The sequence below is a fragment of the Helcococcus sp. SA-HE-C1 genome, assembly GCF_985670335.1.
The window spans coordinates 633,485-656,740 of sequence record NZ_OZ484652.1; the positions used below are offsets into that span (position 1 = coordinate 633,485).

General features: G+C 27.5%; 21 protein-coding genes and 3 pseudogenes. 23 read left to right on the forward strand and 1 reads right to left on the reverse strand.

The window, feature by feature from the left end; translation table 11 throughout:
- The first annotated feature begins 169 nt into the window (after positions 1–169).
- From ltrA to AC4KN9_RS03370, 6 genes are all read left to right on the forward strand, one after another.
- Positions 170–1,423, forward strand: coding sequence for a group II intron reverse transcriptase/maturase (gene ltrA, locus AC4KN9_RS03345; RefSeq protein WP_491017244.1), 1,254 nt, complete (start codon positions 170–172; stop codon positions 1,421–1,423).
- A gap of 189 nt (positions 1,424–1,612) precedes the next feature.
- Positions 1,613–2,329, forward strand: a complete 717-nt coding sequence (locus tag AC4KN9_RS03350; protein WP_491017245.1) for a cytochrome c biogenesis CcdA family protein — start codon at positions 1,613–1,615, stop codon at positions 2,327–2,329.
- 21 nt (positions 2,330–2,350) lie between these two features.
- The gene (locus tag AC4KN9_RS03355; protein ID WP_491017246.1) at positions 2,351–2,950 is read left to right on the forward strand and encodes a redoxin family protein; all 600 of its coding nucleotides are present in this window, start codon (positions 2,351–2,353) and stop codon (positions 2,948–2,950) included.
- Between the two features lie 15 nt (positions 2,951–2,965).
- Positions 2,966–4,105 (forward strand): bifunctional peptide-methionine (S)-S-oxide reductase MsrA/peptide-methionine (R)-S-oxide reductase MsrB, encoded by a 1,140-nt coding sequence (gene msrAB / locus AC4KN9_RS03360; protein WP_491017247.1) that lies wholly within the window; start codon positions 2,966–2,968, stop codon positions 4,103–4,105.
- Positions 4,106–4,111: 6 nt separating this feature from the next.
- Complete coding sequence (locus AC4KN9_RS03365) at positions 4,112–4,870, forward strand: response regulator transcription factor (RefSeq protein ID WP_491017248.1); 759 nt, start codon at positions 4,112–4,114, stop codon at positions 4,868–4,870.
- Complete coding sequence (locus tag AC4KN9_RS03370) at positions 4,863–6,332, forward strand: sensor histidine kinase (protein WP_491017249.1); 1,470 nt, start codon at positions 4,863–4,865, stop codon at positions 6,330–6,332. Before AC4KN9_RS03365 ends, AC4KN9_RS03370 begins: the two co-directional genes overlap by 8 nt.
- 602 nt (positions 6,333–6,934) lie before the next feature.
- On the opposite strand, the gene AC4KN9_RS03375 is transcribed toward AC4KN9_RS03370, so the two are convergent.
- Positions 6,935–7,129, reverse strand: a complete 195-nt coding sequence (locus AC4KN9_RS03375; RefSeq protein WP_491017927.1) for an FAD-binding protein — start codon at positions 7,127–7,129, stop codon at positions 6,935–6,937.
- 114 nt (positions 7,130–7,243) lie between these two features.
- Between AC4KN9_RS03375 and guaB the strand changes: the two genes are divergently transcribed.
- The 17 genes and pseudogenes from guaB (at position 7,244) to AC4KN9_RS03460 (ending at position 23,245) form a co-directional block, all read left to right on the forward strand.
- Positions 7,244–8,692, forward strand: coding sequence for an IMP dehydrogenase (guaB, locus tag AC4KN9_RS03380; RefSeq protein WP_491017250.1), 1,449 nt, complete (start codon positions 7,244–7,246; stop codon positions 8,690–8,692).
- A complete protein-coding gene (gene guaA / locus AC4KN9_RS03385) occupies positions 8,689–10,215 on the forward strand; it encodes a glutamine-hydrolyzing GMP synthase (RefSeq protein ID WP_491017928.1) in 1,527 nt (508 codons plus the stop codon). The genes guaB and guaA overlap by 4 nt, the downstream gene beginning before the upstream one ends.
- A gap of 379 nt (positions 10,216–10,594) precedes the next feature.
- Positions 10,595–10,901: pseudogene (locus tag AC4KN9_RS03390) on the forward strand (plasmid mobilization protein).
- 535 nt (positions 10,902–11,436) lie between these two features.
- Entirely contained in the window at positions 11,437–13,113 is a 1,677-nt protein-coding gene (locus AC4KN9_RS03395) for an HsdM family class I SAM-dependent methyltransferase (RefSeq protein WP_491017251.1), read from the forward strand.
- A gap of 20 nt (positions 13,114–13,133) precedes the next feature.
- Positions 13,134–14,255 carry a restriction endonuclease subunit S gene (locus tag AC4KN9_RS03400; RefSeq protein ID WP_491017929.1) on the forward strand — a complete coding sequence of 374 codons (1,122 nt, stop codon included), beginning with the start codon at positions 13,134–13,136 and terminating at the stop codon, positions 14,253–14,255.
- Positions 14,256–14,290: 35 nt separating this feature from the next.
- Complete coding sequence (locus AC4KN9_RS03405; protein WP_491017252.1) at positions 14,291–15,442, forward strand: PHP domain-containing protein; 1,152 nt, start codon at positions 14,291–14,293, stop codon at positions 15,440–15,442.
- 7 nt (positions 15,443–15,449) lie between these two features.
- Complete coding sequence (locus tag AC4KN9_RS03410; protein ID WP_491017253.1) at positions 15,450–16,319, forward strand: P-loop NTPase family protein; 870 nt, start codon at positions 15,450–15,452, stop codon at positions 16,317–16,319.
- Positions 16,300–16,596, forward strand: coding sequence for a hypothetical protein (locus tag AC4KN9_RS03415; protein ID WP_491017254.1), 297 nt, complete (start codon positions 16,300–16,302; stop codon positions 16,594–16,596). Before AC4KN9_RS03410 ends, AC4KN9_RS03415 begins: the two co-directional genes overlap by 20 nt.
- 325 nt (positions 16,597–16,921) lie before the next feature.
- Positions 16,922–17,035 (forward strand): annotated as a pseudogene (locus AC4KN9_RS03420) (PrgI family protein); the annotation flags it as partial.
- Positions 17,036–17,228: 193 nt separating this feature from the next.
- A pseudogene (locus AC4KN9_RS03425) lies at positions 17,229–17,309 on the forward strand (plasmid mobilization protein); the annotation flags it as partial.
- Between the two features lie 17 nt (positions 17,310–17,326).
- Positions 17,327–17,653, forward strand: coding sequence for a hypothetical protein (locus AC4KN9_RS03430; protein WP_491017255.1), 327 nt, complete (start codon positions 17,327–17,329; stop codon positions 17,651–17,653).
- 468 nt (positions 17,654–18,121) lie between these two features.
- A complete protein-coding gene (locus AC4KN9_RS03435; protein ID WP_491017256.1) occupies positions 18,122–19,957 on the forward strand; it encodes an NPXTG-anchored protein in 1,836 nt (611 codons plus the stop codon).
- 184 nt (positions 19,958–20,141) lie between these two features.
- The gene (efp, locus tag AC4KN9_RS03440) at positions 20,142–20,699 is read left to right on the forward strand and encodes an elongation factor P (protein WP_491017257.1); all 558 of its coding nucleotides are present in this window, start codon (positions 20,142–20,144) and stop codon (positions 20,697–20,699) included.
- A 2-nt stretch (positions 20,700–20,701) separates the two neighbouring features.
- On the forward strand, positions 20,702–21,088 hold the full coding sequence (nusB, locus tag AC4KN9_RS03445) for a transcription antitermination factor NusB (RefSeq protein WP_491017258.1): 387 nt from the start codon (positions 20,702–20,704) through the stop codon (positions 21,086–21,088).
- Position 21,089: 1 nt separating this feature from the next.
- The gene (gene xseA / locus AC4KN9_RS03450) at positions 21,090–22,268 is read left to right on the forward strand and encodes an exodeoxyribonuclease VII large subunit (RefSeq protein WP_491017259.1); all 1,179 of its coding nucleotides are present in this window, start codon (positions 21,090–21,092) and stop codon (positions 22,266–22,268) included.
- Positions 22,255–22,440 (forward strand): exodeoxyribonuclease VII small subunit, encoded by a 186-nt coding sequence (xseB, locus tag AC4KN9_RS03455; RefSeq protein WP_491017930.1) that lies wholly within the window; start codon positions 22,255–22,257, stop codon positions 22,438–22,440. Before xseA ends, xseB begins: the two co-directional genes overlap by 14 nt.
- Positions 22,433–23,245 carry a polyprenyl synthetase family protein gene (locus AC4KN9_RS03460; protein ID WP_491017260.1) on the forward strand — a complete coding sequence of 271 codons (813 nt, stop codon included), beginning with the start codon at positions 22,433–22,435 and terminating at the stop codon, positions 23,243–23,245. The genes xseB and AC4KN9_RS03460 overlap by 8 nt, the downstream gene beginning before the upstream one ends.
- Positions 23,246–23,256: the final 11 nt, after the last annotated feature.

Genomic DNA, 23,256 nt, shown 5'->3' on the forward strand with positions numbered 1-23,256 from the left:
TGTAATAGAGGTGGAGCGAAGGGCTGAATAATTCAAAGTCAAATGGACTTGCAAAAGTCTGTATCCATATCCGACGAGAAAATCGTACCAAAGACGTAACGGCGGAAAATTTTCACAGGAGTTAGGAGTAAGAGGATACAGAGCATAACAAAGAAAGGAGACAATCCAAATGTCAGAACTGCTAGAACAAATACTCAGTAGAGAAAACATGTTTGCAGCATTAAACAAAGTGAAAGCAAACAAAGGAGCAGGAGGAATAGATGGAATATCCACCGAAGAAATAGACCAACATCTCAAAAACAACTGGGTAGAAATTAGAGACAAAATTCGAAGAAGAAAGTATAAACCAAAACCGGTCAGAAGGGTAGAAATACCAAAACCAAATGGAGGTGTACGCAATCTAGGAATACCAACAGTAGTAGACAGAGTAATAGAACAAGCAATTGCACAAGTTCTAACACCAATAGCAGAACCACACTTTAGTGATAAAAGTTACGGTTTTAGACCAAATCGCAAAGCACAACAAGCGATAGTGAAACTTCTTGAATACTTTAACGACGGATACAGCTATATTGTAGACATAGACCTAGAGAAATTCTTTGATAACGTCCCGCAAGACAAACTCATGACCTTGGTTCATAACCTCATAAATGACCCAAACACAGAATCCTTAATTAGGAAATATCTTAATGCGGGAGTAATGATAAAAGGAAATTATGAAGAAACACCCAAGGGAACACCACAAGGAGGAAATCTATCGCCCCTTCTAAGTAACATAATGCTAAACGAATTAGACAAAGAACTAGAAGCAAGAGGACTACACTTTGTAAGATATGCAGACGACTGCATAATAGCCGTAGGAAGTAGCGCAGCAGCTAACAGAGTAATGGCAACAGTAACAAAGTGGATAGAAAAGAAACTAGGACTAAAAGTAAATGCAACAAAATCCAAAGTCACAAAACCAAGAAAACTAAAATATTTAGGATATGGTTTTTGGAAAGACAAAGCAGGATGGAAAGCAAGACCACACAAAGAATCAATCCGAAGGTTTCAAAGAAAGTTGAAACAGTTGACAAAGAGGAGTTGGTCAGTACCAATGACCTATAGAATCAACAGACTGAACCAAGTAATTAGAGGGTGGATAAACTATTTTAGACTAGGAGATATGAAGACGGTCCTTAGAAAGATAGATGAACGACTTAGAACAAGAATGAGAATAGTCATATGGAAGCAGTGGAAGACAAGTGGGAAACGCCTATGGGGACTTCGAAAGTTAGGCGTTCCGATGTGGATGGCAAAACAGTCAGTAGGATTTGGAGACCACTATCAAGCGGTTGCCAAAACCACAGGACTACATCACATAAACAAAGAAATCCTCGCAAAGCGAGGACTTCAAAGTTGTTTGGATTATTATTTGAATTAAACCGCTGTATGCCGAACGGCACGTACAGTGGTGTGAGAGGGGCTACATGTTAGCTCCTACTCGATTTTTAAATTAAATATCTTAAATAATTCCTAATAATTTTCAAGTTTTTAAAAATTATATTCTATTCTATATTAGAAAAAGTGAGTATATAATAAAGCTACAAAGAAAATATTTAAGGGGGGAGATATGATACAAAATGAAATATTAATAAGTTCAGTATTTATTGCAGGTTTTTTATCATTTTTTGCACCATGTACATTTCCTTTAATTCCAGTATATGTGGGATTTATGACGGATAAGTCTGGTGAGTACAAAAAGATAAAAATAGGAAATCTTGAAATAAATAAGGGAGCAATAATAAAAACTATATCGTTTGTACTCGGGCTTTCTACTAGCTTTGTAATACTTGGATTTGGAGCAGGTATAGTAGGCAGAGTGCTTAATAACAGGTGGATATTAACAATTGCGGGATTTTTAGTATTTTTATTAGGGATACATCAAATGGATATTATTCATTTTGAAAAAATGAATTCATTTAAGGGAATAAGATTCAAAAATAATAAGAAAAAAGCATTGGGAACATATCTAATGGGAATATCATTTAGTTTAGGATGGACACCATGTGTTAGGCGAATTTTAGCGGCAGTTTTAGTGACATCTGCAAGTAGTGGGCAACAATTTTATGGAGCTTTTCTAATGTTAATTTATTCAATAGGTCTAATGATTCCATTTTTAATAATGGCAGTCGCATCAAGTGCATTTATGAATAAATTTAAATTTTTTGAAAAACATTTAATTACAATCAAGAGGATTGGAGGCTTTTTAGTAGCATTAATGGGCATCGTACTAATGAGTAATCAATTAGCAAATTTAACAGCATTTTTTAATAATCTATTTAGTTAGAATATATAGAAGGAGGAAAATATGAAAAAGAGAATATTATCAGGATTAATGGCATTATCACTAACTATAACAGCTTGTTCAACAGGTACAAAAAATAATAAGGATATGATGAATAGCAAAAATGAAACTAAAATGGAAGATAAGATGGATAAAATGAAATCAGATACAAAAGATGAAATGAAGGGGAAGATGATGAATCAAGGTGATATGGCACCAGACTTTAATTTGCCAGATATTAATGGAAACATGTATAAATTAAGTGCTCAAAAAGGCAAAAAAGTGTATATAAAATATTGGGCTTCATGGTGTTCACTATGTTTAGCAGGATTATCAGAAATAGATGAAATGTCAAAAAATACGAAAGATTATGAAATAGTAACAGTAGTATCTCCGGGGCATCTTGGAGAGAAGAATAAAGAAGATTTTATAAAGTGGTTTAAGAGTCTAAATTATAAAAATATAAAAGTATTATTAGATGAATCTGGTAAATTTATAAAAGATTATGGTGTGAGATCAACTCCAACAAATGCAATAATTGGTTCCGATGGTGTATTAGTTAAAGTTGTTCCAGGACAATTAAATAAGCAAACATTAAATGAAATATTTAAAGAGGTAAAATAACTTAAAGGGGTAAAAATGAAAAGAATGTTTTTATTAGTTGTTTTAGTTTTTATTTTTATTATTACGGCATGTACCAACAAATTAAACAATAAGGATGAAAGTATGAAAAATAAAGATGACATAAGTAAAAAAATAGATGATATTATTAATAAAGAACAAAAAAAAATAGTAAATAAAAATCCTAACGATGGAGTAGATTATTCAAGAACTAAATTAAAAACTATTTATTTAGCAGGTGGTTGTTTCTGGGGAATAGAAGCATATATGGAAAAAATTTATGGGATTGCTAATGCTGAGAGTGGATATGCAAATGGAAATAGTGAAAATCCATCTTATGAAGATGTGTTATATAAAAATACAGGACATGCAGAAACCGTAAAAGTTGATTATGATCCAGAAAAAATCTCTTTAGAAAAAATACTTAACTATTATCTATTAGTTGTTGACCCTACAAGTTTAAACAAGCAAGGAAATGATAGAGGAACTCAATATAGAACGGGTGTATACTTTGCTGATGAAAACGAAAGAAAAATAATAGAAGACAGATTAAAAAAAGAACAAGAAAAATATAAGGATAAAATTGTTGTAGAAGTTTCTAAAATAGAAAATTTCTATAAGGCTGAAGAATATCATCAAGATTATCTAAAGAAAAATCCTAATGGTTATTGTCACATTGATTTATCAAAAGCTAATGAAGTTATCATTGATAAATCAAAGTATCCAAAACCTTCTGATGAAGAATTGAAAAAGAAATTAACGGATATTCAATATAAAGTTACACAGAAAAATGATACAGAACATGCATTTTCAAATGAGTATTGGGATAATAAAGAAAAAGGAATTTATGTTGATGTTGCAACAGGGGAGCCGCTATTTAGTTCAAGTGATAAATTTGATTCTGGATGTGGTTGGCCATTATTTACAAAACCAATTTCAAAAGAAGTAGTTACTTATCATAAAGATTCGAGTTATAATATGATTAGGACAGAGGTTAGAAGTAGATCAGGAAACTCACATTTAGGGCACGTATTTAATGATGGTCCAAAGGAATTAGGTGGATTAAGATTTTGTATTAACAGTGCATCTATAAGATTTGTTCCTTTGCAAGATATGGAAAAAGAAGGATATGGTTATTTAACACATATCGTAAAGTAGGTAAAAATGTATAAATTATTAATAGCTGATGATGAATCAATCATTAGAAAAGGTATAAAAAAACTGGTAGATTTTCATAAATTAAAAATTACAGAAGTATTTGATGCAGAAGATGGAAAACAAGTAATAGAAATTGCAGAAAATCAATCTCCAGATATAATTTTAATGGATATAAATATGCCTGAAATTGATGGATTAACAGCAGCAAAATTAATAAAAGAGAAAAATCCAAATATATATATTGTGATTATAACAGGATATGATTATTTTGAATATGCACAATATGCTATTAGAGCGAAAGTAGATGACTATATATTAAAACCTGTTTCAAAAAAAGATATAGAATATATACTCAAAAATGCTACGGATAAAATTGACTATGCAAGAAAAGAAATTTCCATAAAGAACATATCTGATTTTAAAAATAATATAAAGATAAATGATGAAAACAATTTGATAAAGGATTATTTAGATAAAAATATATTTAATGTAAATCTATCATTAAATAAAATGGCTGAAGATATAGGTTATAATAGTAATTATCTTAGTGTATTATTTAAGCAAATATATGGTTTAACATTTCAAGACTATATTAATAAAGTTAGAATGGAAAAAGCAAAAATTTTACTTCTTTCCACTGATATGAAAAATTATGAAATATCAGAAAGTATTGGAATAGAAGATATAAACTATTTTGTTACAAAGTTCAAAAAATTTTACAATATAACACCTAAGCAATTTAAACAAGGATTTAAAAATGAGTAAAGTTTTTAAAAAATTTAGTACAAAAATTAGTGTTTACTTTTTTATAATTTCTATTTTATTAACTATAATTTTATCGTATAGGAACTATCAATATTCTGTTAATATTTTAAGAGATAGTAAGTTAGAGCAAACTAAACAACAACTAAAAAATGCAGGAATATATATTTCTTCATATCTTGAAAAAATAAAAGGGATTTCAAGTTTACTGTCTATGACACAAGAAATTGTAAATATTAATGATTCTAAAGATGAAATGATAAGAAATATAATAGATTTAACTAAAAATAATGATTCATTAATTAAAAGAATAATTATAATTTCAAAAAAAGGAAAATTGGTATCCACTACACCTATAGATTTAGAAACTTCTAAAGATATGAATAATTTAGAATGGTATCAAAATCTAAAAAAATCAAATAATATGGCTATGGTTACAACTGAAAATCATAAAGGTTTTTCAATGAATAAGACCGAAAGAGTTATCTCAATAAGTCATAAAATAGAAAAGAATAAAGAAGTACAAGGTTATGTCGTGATAGATCTTTCATATAAGTTTATCGAAGACTATGTCTCATCAATTAATTTTGGAGAAAATGGTTATGCATTTATAACTACATCAGAAGAAAAATTACTTTTTGACTCTAAACAAATGGATACTAATTCGTTAGTAGAAAATGAAAAATATTTAAAAATAATAAAGAATAGAATGAAACCTATAGAAAATGATTTCATTGCTTCGAATATATATATTTCAAATACTGATTGGCTTCTCGTTGGTGTATCATCGACTGAACAAATAATTGAACTTCAAAATAAATTAATAGTAAATATCATTACTTCATCACTAGTAATTTTATTTTTAACTATTGCATTATCAGTTTTTGTTTCTAAATGGATTAGTAAACCCTTAACAAATTTGGTAGAAGAAATGAAAAAAGTTGATCAAAAATTTTCTAAAATTAAATTAGAAGAAAATGATTCCATTGAAATTTATACATTAAAAACAGAATACAATTTGCTATTAGATAAAATTAAAGAACTTATGAAAAATATAGAAGAAAAAGAAAATTCTAAGAGAATATTTGAACTTAAAGCTTTACAAAGCCAAATTAATCCGCATTTTATATATAATACACTTGATACTATATTGTGGCTTATAGAATTTGAGGAAAATGAAAAAGCTATAGAGGTTACAAAATCTTTAGGGATGATTTTAAGAAGTACATTGAGCATAAATCAGGATTTCATAATGTTATCAAAAGAATTGGACCATGTAAAAAATTATATGGATATTCAAAAAATTCGCTATGATGATAAATTTGAATATATTCTCAATATAGACAAAAATACACTTGATATAGTAGTTCCAAAATTAATTTTTCAACCAATTATTGAAAATGCCATTTATCATGGAATCAGGCCAAAAAAGAAAATTCATTTATTAAAATTTCGTCATATATAATTGATGAAGTTCTGATAGTTAAAGTTGAAAATAATGGAATTGACTTTGAAACAGATAATCAAAACAGAATAAAAACTGTTCTCGGTGGAATAGGTATGAGTAATGTTCAACAGAGAATTAAATTATTGTGTGGGGAACAATATGGTATAAGAATATATAGAGAAAATGATATAACCATAGTTGAGTATACATTGAGTATATAAAATAAATTAATGTTTCTAAGAATTTGGAATAAGTTAAGTTTACAATATTGTATAAATTAATCTAGTATTATATTTATTTTCAGAATCAAAATAGATTGGGAATCACATAATACCAGTAGAAGTTAAAATGAATAAAAGTGTATAGAGTCAAACAATAATGATAAATATTACCTGAAAAATTTATTGAATAATCTAACAATCTAGAAAGAGAAAATAATAGTCTTCAAGCATTATATTATATCCTGATACTATTTTACAAAAAGCTCTTGATTATTTTATCAAGAGGTTTTTTATATAATATTTTGAATAATATTTTGAATAATATTTTGAATAATATTTTGAATAATATCTTGAATAATATTTTATGAAAATATATTAGAAAATTTATGCTAAGTAATTCTATTTGTCTAAATATTCAACTGCTGACTCTCCAGCTATACCACCAAACAAAATGATATCTGTTACCGAATTTCCGTCCGATCTATTTCCACCATGAACACCACCTGTTACTTCTCCGGCTGCGAAAAGTCCTTTTATTGGATTTCCTTTTTTATTTATAACTTGAGCTTTAGTATCTATTTGAACTAAGAAAATCTAAATAAAATAGAAAACTAGCTTGTAAGTAAAATTGTAAAGCTAGTTTTCTAATTTAATTTGACTATATTAAAATGATTGCTATAATTATAAATAATAAAAATAGGGGGTGTTATGAAATTTTATAAGGATAGCTTAACTTTTGATGATATATTGCTTGTACCGGCATATTCAGAAGTTACACCAAGTAATGTAGATTTGAAAACAAGGTTAACAAAGAAAATAAATCTCAATATTCCATTGATTTCAGCAGGAATGGATACTGTTACTGAGTCAGATATGGCAATAGCTATGGCTAGAGAAGGTGGAATAGGTATAATACATAAAAATATGAGTATTGAAGATCAAGCAAAATTAGTAGACAGAGTTAAAAGATCAGAGCACGGTATAATAACAAATCCTTTTTATCTTTCAAAAGATGATACCTTAAAAGATGCAAATGAATTGATGGGGCATTATAGAATTTCAGGTGTTCCAATTATTGATAACAAAGGTGTACTAATTGGAATCATAACAAATAGAGATATTAGATTTGAAACAGATTTTTCAAAAAAAATTGAAGAATCTATGACAAAGGATAATCTAATCACCGCTAAAGAAGGTGTAAAATTTGAAGATGCACGTGAAATTTTAAGAAAAAATAAAATTGAAAAACTACCAATTGTTGATTCTAACTACAAATTAAAAGGTTTAATAACAATAAAAGATATCGAAAAGAGAATATCATACCCAAATTCTGCTAAAGATGAAAATGGTAGATTGCTTTGTGGTGCTGCAGTTGGTGTAACTTCAGACATAATGGAAAGAATAGATGCTTTAGTAAAAGTGAAGGTTGATGTCATAGTTATTGATACAGCTCATGGTCATAGCAAAAACGTTATTGATACAGTTAGAAAAGCAAAAGAAAAATATCAAGATGTACAAATCATTGCTGGTAATATTGCAACATCAGAAGCAGCAGAAGAATTAATCAAAGCTGGTGCAGATGCAATAAAAGTTGGTATTGGTCCAGGTTCTATTTGTACAACTAGAGTTATTGCAGGTATAGGTGTACCACAAATTACAGCAATAATGGATGTATATGAAGTTGCAAAAAAATATGATGTACCAGTAATTGCCGATGGTGGTATTAAATACTCTGGAGATATTGTAAAAGCATTAGCATCAGGCGGTAGTACGGTTATGATGGGCTCTATGTTTGCTGGATGTACAGAATCTCCAGGTGAAGAAGAAATTTTTGATGGAAGAAGATATAAGGTTTATAGAGGAATGGGATCAATCCCCGCTATGAAATCAGGATCTTCAGACAGATATTTTCAATCTGAAAATAAAAAACTTGTGCCAGAAGGTGTAGAAGGGAGAGTACCATATAAAGGTTCAGTTTCAGACGTGATATTTCAGCTTTTAGGAGGATTAAGAGCGGGAATGGGATATGTTGGATGTCCAACTATCAAACAACTGCAAGAAGATAGTAAATATGTAACAATAACCTCTGCATCTTTAATAGAATCTCACCCACATGATATCAACATTACAAAAGAATCACCAAATTATTCTAAATAGGAGAAAAAATGATATTAATAGTAGATTTTGGAGGACAATACAACCAGCTAATTGCTAGAAGAGTAAGAGAATTAAATGTCTATTGTGAAGTCGTACCATATAGTAAAGCTTTAAATAAAGTAAAAGAATCTAGACCTTCAGGTATTATCTTTACGGGAGGACCAAACTCAGTCTATGACGAAAAATCTCCCAAAATAGAAAAAGAAATTTTTGAACTTGGAATACCAATATTAGGATTATGCTATGGTATGCAATTGATAGCACACACATTAGATGGAAAAGTAGAAGCTGCATCTCAAAAAGAATTTGGAAAAACATTATTAAATATTGAAGAAAATAAAATATTTGAGAAAATTTCAAACCCTACCCAAATATGGATGAGTCATATAGATCAAGTTGTAGAAATACCGAAAGGATTTGAAATAATTGGCTCTACAGATAATTGTAAAATAGCAGCAATGCAAAATATTGAAAGAAAAATATACGCCTTTCAATATCATCCAGAAGTAAATCATACTCTTCAAGGTGAAAAAATGCTTGAAAATTTTGTAGTAAATATTTGTAAAGAAAACAAAATTTGGACAATGTCCAATTACGCAAAACAAGCTATTCAAGACATTAGAAATATTGTAGGAAATGGAAAAGTATTATTAGCACTATCAGGAGGTGTTGATTCATCCGTTGTGGCTGGATTACTTTCAAAGGCAATAGGGGATAATTTAACCTGTATTTTCGTTGATCATGGATTGATGAGAAAAAATGAGGGCGATGAAGTAGAAACAGCATTTAAGGATTCAGGTATGCACTTTATTAGAGTGAATGCTGAGGAAAGATTCCTAAATAGACTTAAAGATGTAACTGATCCAGAAGAAAAAAGAAAAATTATTGGAGATGAATTTATTAAAGTTTTTGAAGAAGTTGGTAGAGATATTAAATCGGTTGATTTTCTAGCACAAGGTACGATTTATCCAGATATAATAGAATCGGGATTCGGAGATTCCGCTGTAATTAAATCACATCACAACGTAGGTGGACTTCCTAAGGTAATAGACTTCAAAGGTATAGTAGAGCCATTAAAAATGCTATTTAAGGATGAAGTTAGAAAACTCGGAACTGAAATAGGATTACCACACTACCTTGTAAACAGACAACCCTTTCCAGGGCCAGGATTAGCAATAAGGATTATAGGAGAAGTTACAAGAGAAAAACTAGAAGTACTTAGAGATGCAGACTATATATTTAGAGAAGAACTGGAAAAAGCAAAATTTAAGGATGCTAATCAGTACTTTGCGGTATTAACAAATACGAGAACAGTTGGTGTTATGGGAGACTTCAGAACTTATGACTACACATTAGCACTAAGAGCAGTTTCCACAACAGATTTTATGACAGCTGACTGGTGTAGAATACCTTATGATGTTTTAGACAAGATATCTACTAGAATAATAAATGAAGTTGGAAATATTAATAGAATCGTGTATGACGTGACAAGTAAGCCACCTGCAACTATTGAGTGGGAGTAAAATTGTGACAAATCACAATTTTACGTCACGATACGACAAGCACGAACAAAGTGAAGTGCGAGTCGATGTCTGGTGCTTCGTCATCGAATGAAGAAAAATTCGACCGAGTAAGGAGAGTTTTTTAGAATGAGATGTGAATGGGAATAATTGTAAAATTTATAAAGTCTCGGAAAATCAACGGTTATATAAGACGAAAGACTGTAACTGGGATTAAAATGGGAACATTTGTTAAAAAGAATAAATTGAATAATAATTCCAAGTGGTTTACATGAGGACAAAAAATTAGATCATAGCTTAAGTGTTATGGTCTTTTTTATTTTATAGGTTACACACTTAAAAGCGACTTTTAGTATAATATAAATTTAAAAATCAATTAAAAATATATTTAACAGATAAAGAAAAAAATTTTTTGAAAAGAAAATGAAATTCGCTAATTGTAAAAAAATGTCCCACTTTCTTATGAAATGTGTATTAGAAAAAGAAATTTATATTGTAGACCTAGAACCATTTATAAATCTCTAATGGTTACTTTCAAATGTAACAAACAATATAAACCAGATTGCAAAAGCTACTAATACAACTGGTGTCATTTACAAGAAAGATATTGATTATATGAGAGAAAAAATAGAAAATTATTAAAAGAAATATGGGATATACATTCCTTGTTGTTAAACAGAAGTAAATAGAATTATTTCCTTAAAATATATTAGACCTGTAAGAAGTTTTAAAAATATGATAAAATATAATTAATTAAAATGCCGTTTTTAAAATTACAAGGGAGAGAATTTTATGCAAAACTTTGGGAAAATTATTTTTAAGATAGACCAAGTTTTAAAAGAAAAAATATAAGCAAAAACAAATTAGAAAAATAAGCAAACCTTCAAAGGACGTAACTTAATTTTTATTGTAATAATAAAGTTAAAAGAATTGATTTGGAAACTATATCAAAGATATGTTGTGTGCTAGATTGATAAGGCATTAAATGAATATGCTTCTAAAAGTGGTGGAGCTGGTGGAAATAGACCCGATGCTAAATTATTATTACAAGATGAAGCCTTAAACTATTATCCAATTTTAATTGAATATAAGGGATATAAGGATAAATTAGTTAAACTAAGTAAAGATGGAAATGTAGATAACATAACTACTAAAAATACACCAAACTATAAAAATATTAATTCCTATGCAGTTAATGGGGCTGTTCATTACGCAAATGCAATTTTGCACTACACCTCTTATACTGATGTAATTTCTATAGGTGTAACAGGCTATAAGAAAGCAAACGGATCAATAGAACATTCTATAGGAGTATATTATGTATCTAAAGAAAACTTAGGTATAGGTCAAAAAGTTGATGAGTACACCGATTTGTCATTTCTTAGAGAAGATAATTTTAATAATTTTATAAAAAAGGTCAACGAATTATCTTTATCTAATGAAGAATTGGATAAGTTAAGATTAAAAAGAGAAAAGGAAATAGAAACATCTTTAACAAAGCTAAACAACGATATCTATAAAGAAGAAAAAGGATTAAGCGAAAATGATAGGGTTTATCTAGTATCTGCATCAATTATGGCAACACTTGGCATACCTGGCAAAGTTCGTCCGTTAGAAAAATCAGACTTAGAATCATCAACAGAAGATGGTAACACTGATGGAGAAATTATTGTAAGAAAAATAGAAGCATTTCTTAAAAATAAAAATTTACCAGAGAAAAAACAAAATCTTATTGTTAGAACATTAAAAAACACCTTATTATCTGACAATATAAATAAACCTTATAGTGGAGAAAGTCAATTAAAGAGAATTTTCTCAAAAATAGTAGATGATCTAGGTATTTATTATAAGATAGGTTTAACTACAGACTTTACAGGGAAGCTATTCAATGAAATGTATTCTTGGCTTGGATTTACTCAAGATAAATTAAATGATGTTGTTCTAACACCATCATATGTTGCAAATCTACTTATTAAACTTGCAAGAGTAGACAAAGATTCTTATGTATGGGATTTTGCAACTGGCTCAGCGGGGCTATTAGTTGCGGCGATGAATGAAATGATGATTGATGCTAAAGAAAAGATAAAATCACCTTTAGAATTAGAGAGAAAAATTGTTCAAATTAAGGCAGAACAGCTTTTAGGTATAGAGCTTTTACCAAATATTTACATGTTAGCAATACTTAATATGATTCTTATGGGAGATGGTTCTTCAAATATTATAAACCAAGACTCAATTATGGATTTTGATGGTAGATATGGATTTGGTAAGACTGATGAAGACTTTCCAGCTACTGCCTTTGTCTTAAATCCACCATATTCAGCTGATGGTTGTGGAATGATTTTTGTTGAAAAAGCCCTATCTATGATGAATAAGGGATATGCTGCGATTATTATTCAGAATTCAGCAGGTAGTGGAAAGGCTAAAGAATATAATAAGAAAATATTGGAAAATAATACGCTACTAGCAAGTATAAAGATGCCAATAGATTTGTTTATAGGTAAATCGAGTGTTCAAACCAATATATATGTATTTAGAGTTGGAGAAGCTCATAAAAAAGATGAAATTGTTAAATTTATAGATTTTTCTAATGATGGATATGCTAGGAGTAATAGGAAAAAAGCCACTAATAACCTAAGGGATACAGATAGAGCTAAGGAAAGATACCAAGAAGTGGTAGATTTAGTTAGATTTGGTAAGTCAAAATTAAATATCTTAAAAGAAGAAGAATACTACGAAGGAACAATAAATCCAAAAGATGGGGCAGATTGGAACCAATCAGCTCCAATAGATACTAGACCAAGCCTTGACAATTTCAAAAAGACAGTAGCTGACTTTCTGGCTTGGGAAGTATCAAACCTTATGAAAAATAAAAGTGAGGACGAATCCCTAAAAAAATAGATGCCCTACTCAACGAAAAACTGCAAAATGTTGAGTGGGGTGAATATAGGATTGGAGATTTATTTGATGGTGAATCTGGAGATTTCGATATACAGAAGAATCATATTAATGGTAAGGGAGAGTATGTAATAACTGCAGGATTATCAAATAATGGTATATTAGGAAAATCTGATGTAGAAGCAAAGATTTTCGAGAAAAATACAATTACGATTGATATGTTTGGTTATGCTTTTTTTAGGCAATTTAAATATAAAATCGTGACTCATGCTCGTGTATTTTCAATCATCCCAAAGTCTGAAATCAATAATAAGATAGGGATAGCAATTACAAGTGCTTTTAGCTTTTTACCTAAGCTATTCGGATACCAAAATATGTGTTCTTGGAATAAAATTAAAAATTTTAAAATTAAACTACCAACTAAAAATTGGGAAATAGACTTTGATTTTATGGAATCTTTCGTCGCCGAGCTGGAAGCTCAGCGTGTCGCCGAGCTGGAAGCTTATCTAAATGTTGCAGGATTAAAAGATTATAAACTAAATGATGAAGAAATAAATGCAATTGATAATTTAGAGAAAGTTAAGTGGCATGAATTTAAAATGGGAGATTTATTTGAGAGGATAAAAACAAAAAAATTACCTTATAAGGCAAAAGAACTTCCAAAAGAGCCTAAAGATAATTATATACTTCCTCTTTTGACTTCAAGTTTTATAAATCAGGGTCTAAATTATTATGCACCTGAAACAAATGCTACTGTGTTAAAAAATGTAATTTCTATACCTTCTAATAGCGATGTATATAGGTCATATTACCAATCAAGGGAGTTTTCTGTACTATCAGATGCTTACGCTATTAAATGGAAAAATAAAGAAATAGAATTAAGTCCTAATGGTTATTTATTTTCAGTATCTTGCATTAATAAAGTTACTAATCTACCAATATATTCATATAAAAATAAATTAGGTGGATGGAATGTAGTTAAGAATAAATATATTAAACTTCCTATAGACCCGAATGGAGAAATTGATTTTAACTATATGGAGAATTTAACACAAGCTATTAAAAAGTTAGTGATAAAAGATGTCGTAAAATACTCAGATAGAAAACTTGAAACTACAAAAGAAGTATTAAAATACACGAGATAATATATTAGAGAGAAATTATAAGGGGGAGTTAGTTTATGAAAGCTGTAGACCTGCATATTCATACTGTCAAATCAATTAGTGATAGTCAATTTACATTTTCGATGGAATCTTTAATTAGATATGTCGATTCAATGAAATTAGATATAATCGGAATTACGAATCATAATTTATTTGATATTGAGCAATTTAATCAAATTTGTGATAGATTAGATGTCAAAGTTCTTCCAGGAATAGAGATTAATTTTGAAGGTGGACATTTGCTACTGTTAAGTGAAAATGAAGAATTAGAAGAATTTTCAAAAAAATGTAAAAAGGTTGAGGAAAGAATTGGAAGTCCAAGTGACCGTATTGACAAAAATGAATTAGTGGAAATATTTGGAGATTTAGAAAAATACCTATTGATTCCGCATAATCCCAAAAAGCCAAAAGTGCCTATTCAAATTATCAAGGAATTGAATAAATATATAGATGCAGTAGAGGTATCTAGCATAAAAGATTTTTTAAGGGAATATAAGATCAATAAGGACCATGTCCCAGTTTGGTTTAGTGATATTAGAATTAGCAATAATCTGGATATAAAAAAGAGAGGAAGAATTTATTTAGATATAGATAATGATTCTCTTAAATCAATTAAATTAGCTTTTTCAGATAAAAATAAAGTTAAGTTAACGATTGATGAGTCTAATTCTTTATTTCCGATAAATAATGAATCCTTTCAAGTTTCAACAGGTTTAAATGTATTGTTAGGAGCTAGATCAAGTGGAAAATCTTATTTTTTAAATAAAGTTGAAAGTACCAATGAAAATGTAAAGTATATTAGACAGTTCTCATTATTGGATAAACAAAATTTGGATAATAATAAATTCGATGTTCGTTTAAGCAACGAAAATAGTATTCAAGGAGAAAAAAGGTTTATAGATTTTAAAAACCTAATAGAAGAAATATCTAATATTGATATAAAAAAAATAAAGAAGAATGTAGATGACTATGTAGAGTCTTTATTGAAATTTGCAAATGAAAAAGAAAGAAGAGATATTTTTTCAAAATCAAAGCTCTATACCCAGAATGTATACCCCATAAAAGAAATTAAATCATTAGATAAATTGACTAATAGCATTGAAAATTTAATTATAAATATAGAATACAAAAACATAATTGAAAGCCACTTAAATATAATTGATATCTAAAAATCTAGTGATAGAACTATCTAAATTAGCTAAAAGCAGATGTAGAGAAAATATAATAAGACAAAAAGCAAATGAAATAATTGAAGCTGTTAAACCGAACTTAGAAATTAAAACTGTATCTAACAAAATCATAGATGTAGATTTAAAAGAATATTTAAGTTTACAAAGTAAAATAGAAAAATTTAATGATATTTGTGAATTGGTAAAGAAAGAGCGAACAATTGAATTAGATAAAATTGGGAAGTTTACTTTAATAATGAAAACAGGATGTTATAAAAAGGTTACCGAAATACAAAAACATACAAATAGGCAAATTGCCTTAGCTGATATATTTAAGTCTTCATATAATGATGGTTACAAATATCTACAAAAATTAAGTGAAGTAAATATTCCAAAGGTGGATTATTGGAAATATTATGTTAATGTAAAGTTTGATATAATTAATGAACTTAAGTTATCAGCATCAGGTGGAGAAAGAACTGAATATAATTTACTCAATGAAATAAAATCATCTAACGATTATGATATTCTTCTTATTGATGAGCCAGAATCTTCATTTGATAATAGATTCTTAAATGAAGAAGTTAATATACTGATAAAAGATATTTCGAAAAAAATTCCAGTTATTTTAGCTACTCATAATAATGCAATAGGATTGTCAATAAAACCAGATTATATATTGTATACTAAGAGAGTGGTGTCTAATGGAGATTTCAATTTCAAAATATATAGTGGAAATATAGCATCAAAAACTTTAGCATGTGCTGAGAATGAAGATGATACTGTTGAAACTTATGAAATTTTGATGGATTCGCTGGAAGCAGGTGAAGATGCATACAAAGAAAGGGAGGGCACATATGAATTATACAAAAATTGAAAATAGAAATGTATACTTTAGATTGAGTAGTTCAGATAACTGGAAACCAATTTCAGACATAACAGGTGATGATTTAATAAAACTTATAGAAAAATGTATAGATGAGGATGATTTTGATTTAGAAGAGTTTGATGATATGCTTATTGAAAATGAAGCTCATAAGATAATTTATAAAAGTATTTATCAGAAGATTAACGATATATATCTAGAAAAAGATAATATAATTGATGAAAATACTCAAAGATATAACGATATAATTGAAAAATACAGTAATTAAGATAAGTATTATTAAAAGTTCTCCGGTACTGGGACTGGGACGGGACTAAAAATCTGAAAACGTCCTGTAATTAGATGAATTAGTAATATTCTAAAAAATAGAATCTAGTATTTTGAATGATTTGGAATATATCGTACGTTTGGGAAAGAAGAATGGGAATAGAGTAACAAATATGTTTCTGTTATGAAATCGCTGTAATATTTGCAGGTGTTTCGACAAGAATAGTTAGAGTAAGACTTCATAAAAAAGTGGAAAATTAGAAGAAAGAACACGGGATATAAGCCGATGTAATAATACTTTCTTACTTAATGCAGCAAAGATACAACAAAAGTACAGACTTAGCTTTGAGAAATATTTTAAGCGCATTTATCTACATAAATTTTATCAGCAGGAGAAAAGAGCGAGAAAAGAGATTTATATTGAACAAGAAAAGAAAAGTTAAGCTAATAAGTCTTATGCAAAACAAAAAGACATTGAGAAGTCAAATACAATAATTTCAGTAATTATTCAAAGTAAATTGCAATAATATATATAAAAAATTAGACCTTAGCTTAATTTTATGATTTTTTATTTTAAGAACTTCTCTTTACTTATAATAAATCAAAAAAATAAATTTATTTAAGAGATGAAGGATAGAAATTTTTGAAAAGAAAATGAAACCTGCAAACTTCAAAACCATGTCTCACTTTTTTAAAAAGTGTGTATTAAAAAAAATAATGGAGGTAAAAGTATGGATTTCATAATTTTGTTAGCACTGGTGGTGTTATACTTCTCGTTGGATGAAAAAATTGATAAATCAAATAAATTATTAAAAAAATTTAATATAAAAAATCAGGGGGAAAAAGAGATGTCTAAAGTGATTCAAGGATTATTGAATAATAAATGCAAAGTAAATACAGAAGAAGCATTAACACTTGTAGGTAAAATGGAAATTGAAGGTATAATATTAGAATCCGATGAAGAATGGATAAAACTAGAATATACGTATAAAAATAATGAAAAGAAAATTAGTATTTTTAGGATAGATACAATTAATAATATTTCAGTTATTGAATAAAGATAGTTTAACGATGGATTATTTACAAAAATATAGTATTAATATGTTTTCTTACGCTATCTTTATTCTTGAATAGTATAGGTGTATTTTGGCTACTTGGAAATATTTTCAAATTTATTTTTTGATAATTTTATTGATAGTAAAATATCAAGTGTTATTATTTAAATAATAAAATATCAAATAAGAAAATAATTAACTAAAATATAGAATTTGTAGATGGCACATATATTAAATTTTAATAATTATTGTGATATATATCCTAACAAATTTAAATAATGTTAAAATGCTCAAATGTCATAATCAAAACTACCAGCCTAGCTGGTAGTTTTGATTATGACATAATAATTTAATTATAATTTTTTAGAATTTATCAAAAAATTTTCAAAAAAAATATTGTAAAATTTAAAAAAATATTGTAAAATATCGGATGACTAACGTCGAAATCTAAAAATACACAAGGAGAAAATTATGAAGAAAAAGAAAGTATTAGCAATAGCTCTTTCTGCCGGAATGTTATTAAGCGGAAGTTATGCTTTTGATGCTACTAAAATTTCATATGCTTCAAAAACAGTAAGAGAGCTTGATTCACATATTAATACATGGGAAAAAGAACTTGAAAGCCGTAAAAATATTATTAAAAGAAATAAAGAAAATATTTTGAAATTAGAAGAACAATTAGAAAAAGGTAATAAAGATAAGGCTAATCTTAGTTCTCAAATAGATATATTAAAAGAAAAAAGTAAAAATATAGAAGAAACTATTAAAAATATAGAAGAAACTTTACCTAAAGTAAAAAAAGAAAAGGAAGAACTTTCTGAAAAATTAAAATCGGAAAATTTAAAACAAGTAGAACCACGTGTAAAAGAGATTGAAAAATGGGAACAAGAAGTTAAAACTCAAAAAGATACCATTGAAAAAAATAAAAAAGAAATTATAAATTTAACAAATAAAATAATAAACGATGCAACAATTGAGGAAAGACGTGAATTTAAATCTAAACTGGATAGATTAAAAGACAGAAATGAAAAAATAAACGCAAGTATTACGAATATAGAAAAAACTTTACTCAAATTAAGAGAAGAAAAGGAAGACCTTTTTGCAAAGTTAGAAGACGAAAGATTAAAAAAAGTAAAACCGCGCGAAACAGTAATTATGATTTGGGAAAAAGAACTTGAAAATGCCAATAAATCACTTGGAAAAAATAACGAAGAAATTAAAGAATTAGAAGAAAAGCTGAAAGAAATAGATGATTTTGGCTCTAAAATAAATAGGTTAAAAGAAAGAAATAAAACAATAGAGGAATATATTGAATATATAGAAAAAACTTTATCAGAAATGAAAAAGGAAAAACAAGACCTTTCTGATAATTTAGAATCAGCAAAATCAAGAGCAGTTGCAGAACTTGGCAATAAAAAAGGATTAACTAATAATGTAAGAGAAGAAGCAATAAAAGATGTAACAAAGGCTCAAACAATAGATGAGATTAATGAAGCATTATATCAAGCCAGAAAACTTGAAAAAGAAGCATTAGAAAAAGAATTAAAAGAATTGCAAGATGCAAGAGTTAAAGCAAATTATATTATAGAGCAAAATTTTGAAGCAAACAATATTACAAAAGCTCAAAGAGATGATTTTAATAATAGAATTGAAGATGCTTTAACTAAAGATGAAATAAATAAAGTATTATCAGAAATACACCAAAAATATGTAGCAAATCAATTATCAGAAAAAACATTATCAGATGCAAAAGAAAAAGCTAAGAAAATAGTAGATAGCAATATTGATGCACAAAATATAACAGAAGCTGAAGGAAAAGTATTTAAGACAAAAATTGATAATGCACCAACTAAAGATAGTATAAATAAGATTTTATCAGAAATACATCAAAAATATGTAGCAGAAAAAACATTATCAAAAGGAAAAGAAGAATCTAAGAAAATAGTAGATAGCAATATTGATGCAAAAAATATAACAAAAGCACAAGGAAATACTTTTAAGAAAAAAATTGATGAGGCAAAATCTATTGATGAAATTAATGAAATCTTAAAAGAAATTTATGACATCTATAAAGCAAATATTGCAAAAGAAGACAAGAAAAATATACCTTGGACAAAACTTCAACCATCAGCTACTAACAAAAAGAATAAGGATAATATGAAACCAGCTCCAGAAAAACAAAAACCATCACAAGGAAAATCTCAAAATCCTAAAACAGGTGATGCAGGTATAGCATTAGCATTAGGATCACTAGCGATGTCAATAGCGGGTATTGTAGGCTTAAGAAAGAAAAAAAATAAAAAATAATATATAAATATTATAATCAGATATAAAAGACTCGGGAAACCGAGTTTTTTATATTTGATAGATAAAAAATAATAAAATTACTTCTTTTTTTACAATAAATGTAATAATATAATATTGTATATATTAAAATATAAAGTATATTATGTTATAATTACATAAGATAGAAAATTGGTATGGAGGAAATATGATAGGAGCAAATGAATTAAGAAAAGGAATCACTTTTGAATATGATAATGACACATATGAAGTTTTAGATTTTCAACATGTTAAACCTGGAAAAGGACCAGCGTTTATTAGAACAAAAATCAGAAATATTCATAATGGTTCTTCAAAAGAGGTGACTATTAACCCAAATGAAAAATTTAATCAAGTTATAGTAGAAACAAAAGAAATGCAGTATCTTTATAATGACGGATTATTATACTATTTTATGGATCCTGAAACTTTTGAACAAAAACCTATGGATAAAGTTATATTTGAAGAAGCATCACAATTTGTTAAAGAAAATGAAATGGCAAACATCAAATTTATTAGCGATAAGCCATTTTCAATAGAGGCCCCAAATTTTGTTGAATTAGAAGTTACTGAAACAGAACCAGGTTTTAAGGGGGATACAGCACAGGGAGCAACTAAACCGGCTACTCTAGAAACAGGATATTCTTTACAGGTACCACTATTTATCGAAATTGGCGATGTATTGAAAGTTGATACAAGATCTGGCGAATATTTATCAAGAGTTTAATGATGAATAGAAGTGAACAAAGAAAATGGATTGTAAAAATAATTTTTCAACATAGCTTTAATGATGTAAGTGATTTAAATAAGACCTTAGAAAATTTAGAAATTAGCGACAATGGATTTATACAAGATTCAGTAAAATCAATTTTAAATAATATTGAAAAGATTGATTCTATTGCTAACAAGTATATTACACAAATAAAATTTGATACTATATCAGCTATTGATAAAGCTATATTAAGAGTTTCAATCAATGAATTTTATATTGAAAAAAAAGTACCTACATCAGTATCTATAAATGAAGCTGTTGAAATAGCTAAAGAATATTCAAGTGAAGGAAGATATAAATTTATAAATGGCGTATTGTCATCTATAGCAAAAGAAATGGAATAGTATGAAAAAAGCTATCACTGTAAGTCAGTTAACAAGTTACATTAAACACGAAATACTTTCAGATATATATTTACAAAATTTACTAGTAGAGGGTGAAATTGTAAATCTAACGATTAATAAATTCACTTATTTTTCATTAAAAGATGGAGACGATTTAATTTCATGTGTATTTTTTAATAATGATTTCAATTTTAACGAAGGTGATAAAGTAATTGTAAAAGGTTCGATAAATATATATGCAAATCAAAGTAAATATCAAATTAAGATAAAAGAAATATCTTTTTATGGAGAAGGTGAAGAGTTAAAGAAAATTATTGAGCTTAAAAATAAACTCGAAAAAATTGGATTCTTTGATAAAAAATATAAAAAAGAAATACCTAGATTTGCATTAAATATTGGACTTATTACTGGAAAAGAATCAGCGGCATATTATGATTTTTTAAGAATATTAAGAGATAATTCGTATCATGCAAATATATATTTAGAAAATACTTTAGTTCAAGGTAAAAACGCAAGTAATGAAATTATTAATGCCTTAAAAAAACTAGATAGTAAATCTCTAGATTTAATAGTTTTGACGAGAGGTGGAGGATCAAGTGAAGATTTATCAGTTTTTAATGATGAAAAAATAGCTAATGTTATTTTTAACTTAAAAACACCAATAGTATCAGCTATTGGTCATGAAATAGATATTTCTATAGCTGAGTTGACTAGTGACAAATACTTTTCAACCCCGACAAAATTAGCAGAATATATTGTTTCTAAATATACTTTATCAAAAGATCAAATACACACTACTAAAATCATGATTGATAAAAGTATAAATAATTACTTTATAAAGTTGAATACAAGTTTAAATGAGATAAATTATAAAATACATTTAGCTAGTCCGGAAAAAATTATAAATAATGTAAAATATAAATTAGATACACTAAAAAATGATATTTATAATTCTGTTTATACTAAATTTAATTTTAGTGAAAGAGCTATACTTGAATTAAATAAAAAAATTGAATATAATATAAACTTAAAAATTAGAAAGAGTAGCGTTTATATAAAAGATGTATTTAATAGACGTGTAGAATTAAAAGATGTAAAAATCAATAACTACTATTACTTATTTAATGATAATTTTAAATATAAAATTTTTGTGGAGAGTGAAGAAAATGCAAAGCTATGAAGAGTTATTAAATGAATACAACGAAATAGCTAATAAACTAGAAGATGAAAATATTAAACTTCAAGATGCTATTAAATTATATGAAAAAAGTAATCATATATATATTAAACTTAATAAGTATCTAGATGAATCAAAACAAAAGATTATAGATTGTAGAGAATCAAATGTTTGATGACAAAAGAATTAATTTTAATAAAAGATTAAAAAATATATTTAGAAACAAAATCTCAAATGATATTTTATCATATTCCATTAAAGAGGGAAAAAGAATTCGTCCAATTATTTTACTTGAAGTATATAAAATGTTAAACAAGGATATAAATGATGATATCTATAATTTTGCGATTGCACTTGAATTGATACACAATTACTCGTTAGTTCATGATGATTTACCTTCTATGGATAATGATAATTATCGTCGTGGAAGAAAAACGACTCACTATAAATTTGGAGAGGCGAATGCTATTTTAGCTGGAGATAGCTTATTAAATTATGCCCATGAAATACTTTTAGAATTAATAACTAAAAATTTATCATTAGAATATGCTAAGTCAGCAAAATATATTTCAAATGCTTCTGGTATAGATGGTATGATACGTGGACAAATACTTGATATTAATAATAATCTAGATACAGAAGATGCATTAATAGATATGTACACAAATAAAACTTGTAAGTTAATTATGTGTGCAACTACTGTACCAGCAATACTATCTAATCTATCAGAGGAAGATATTGAAAAATTTAGTGAATTAGGTTTTAATATTGGTATGGCTTTTCAATTACAAGATGATATTTTAGATATAGAAGAAGATAAAAAAATTGATAAGAAAACTTTAATTAACTTTTATGGAAAAGAAAAGACATTGAGTGAAATAGAAAGATATTCAGAAAGTTCAATAGAATTTTTAAGTAAATATGAGGACTCTGAATTTTTAATAGACTTAATTAGAAAATTAATAAAAAGAAATTATTAGAGAGGTAAAAA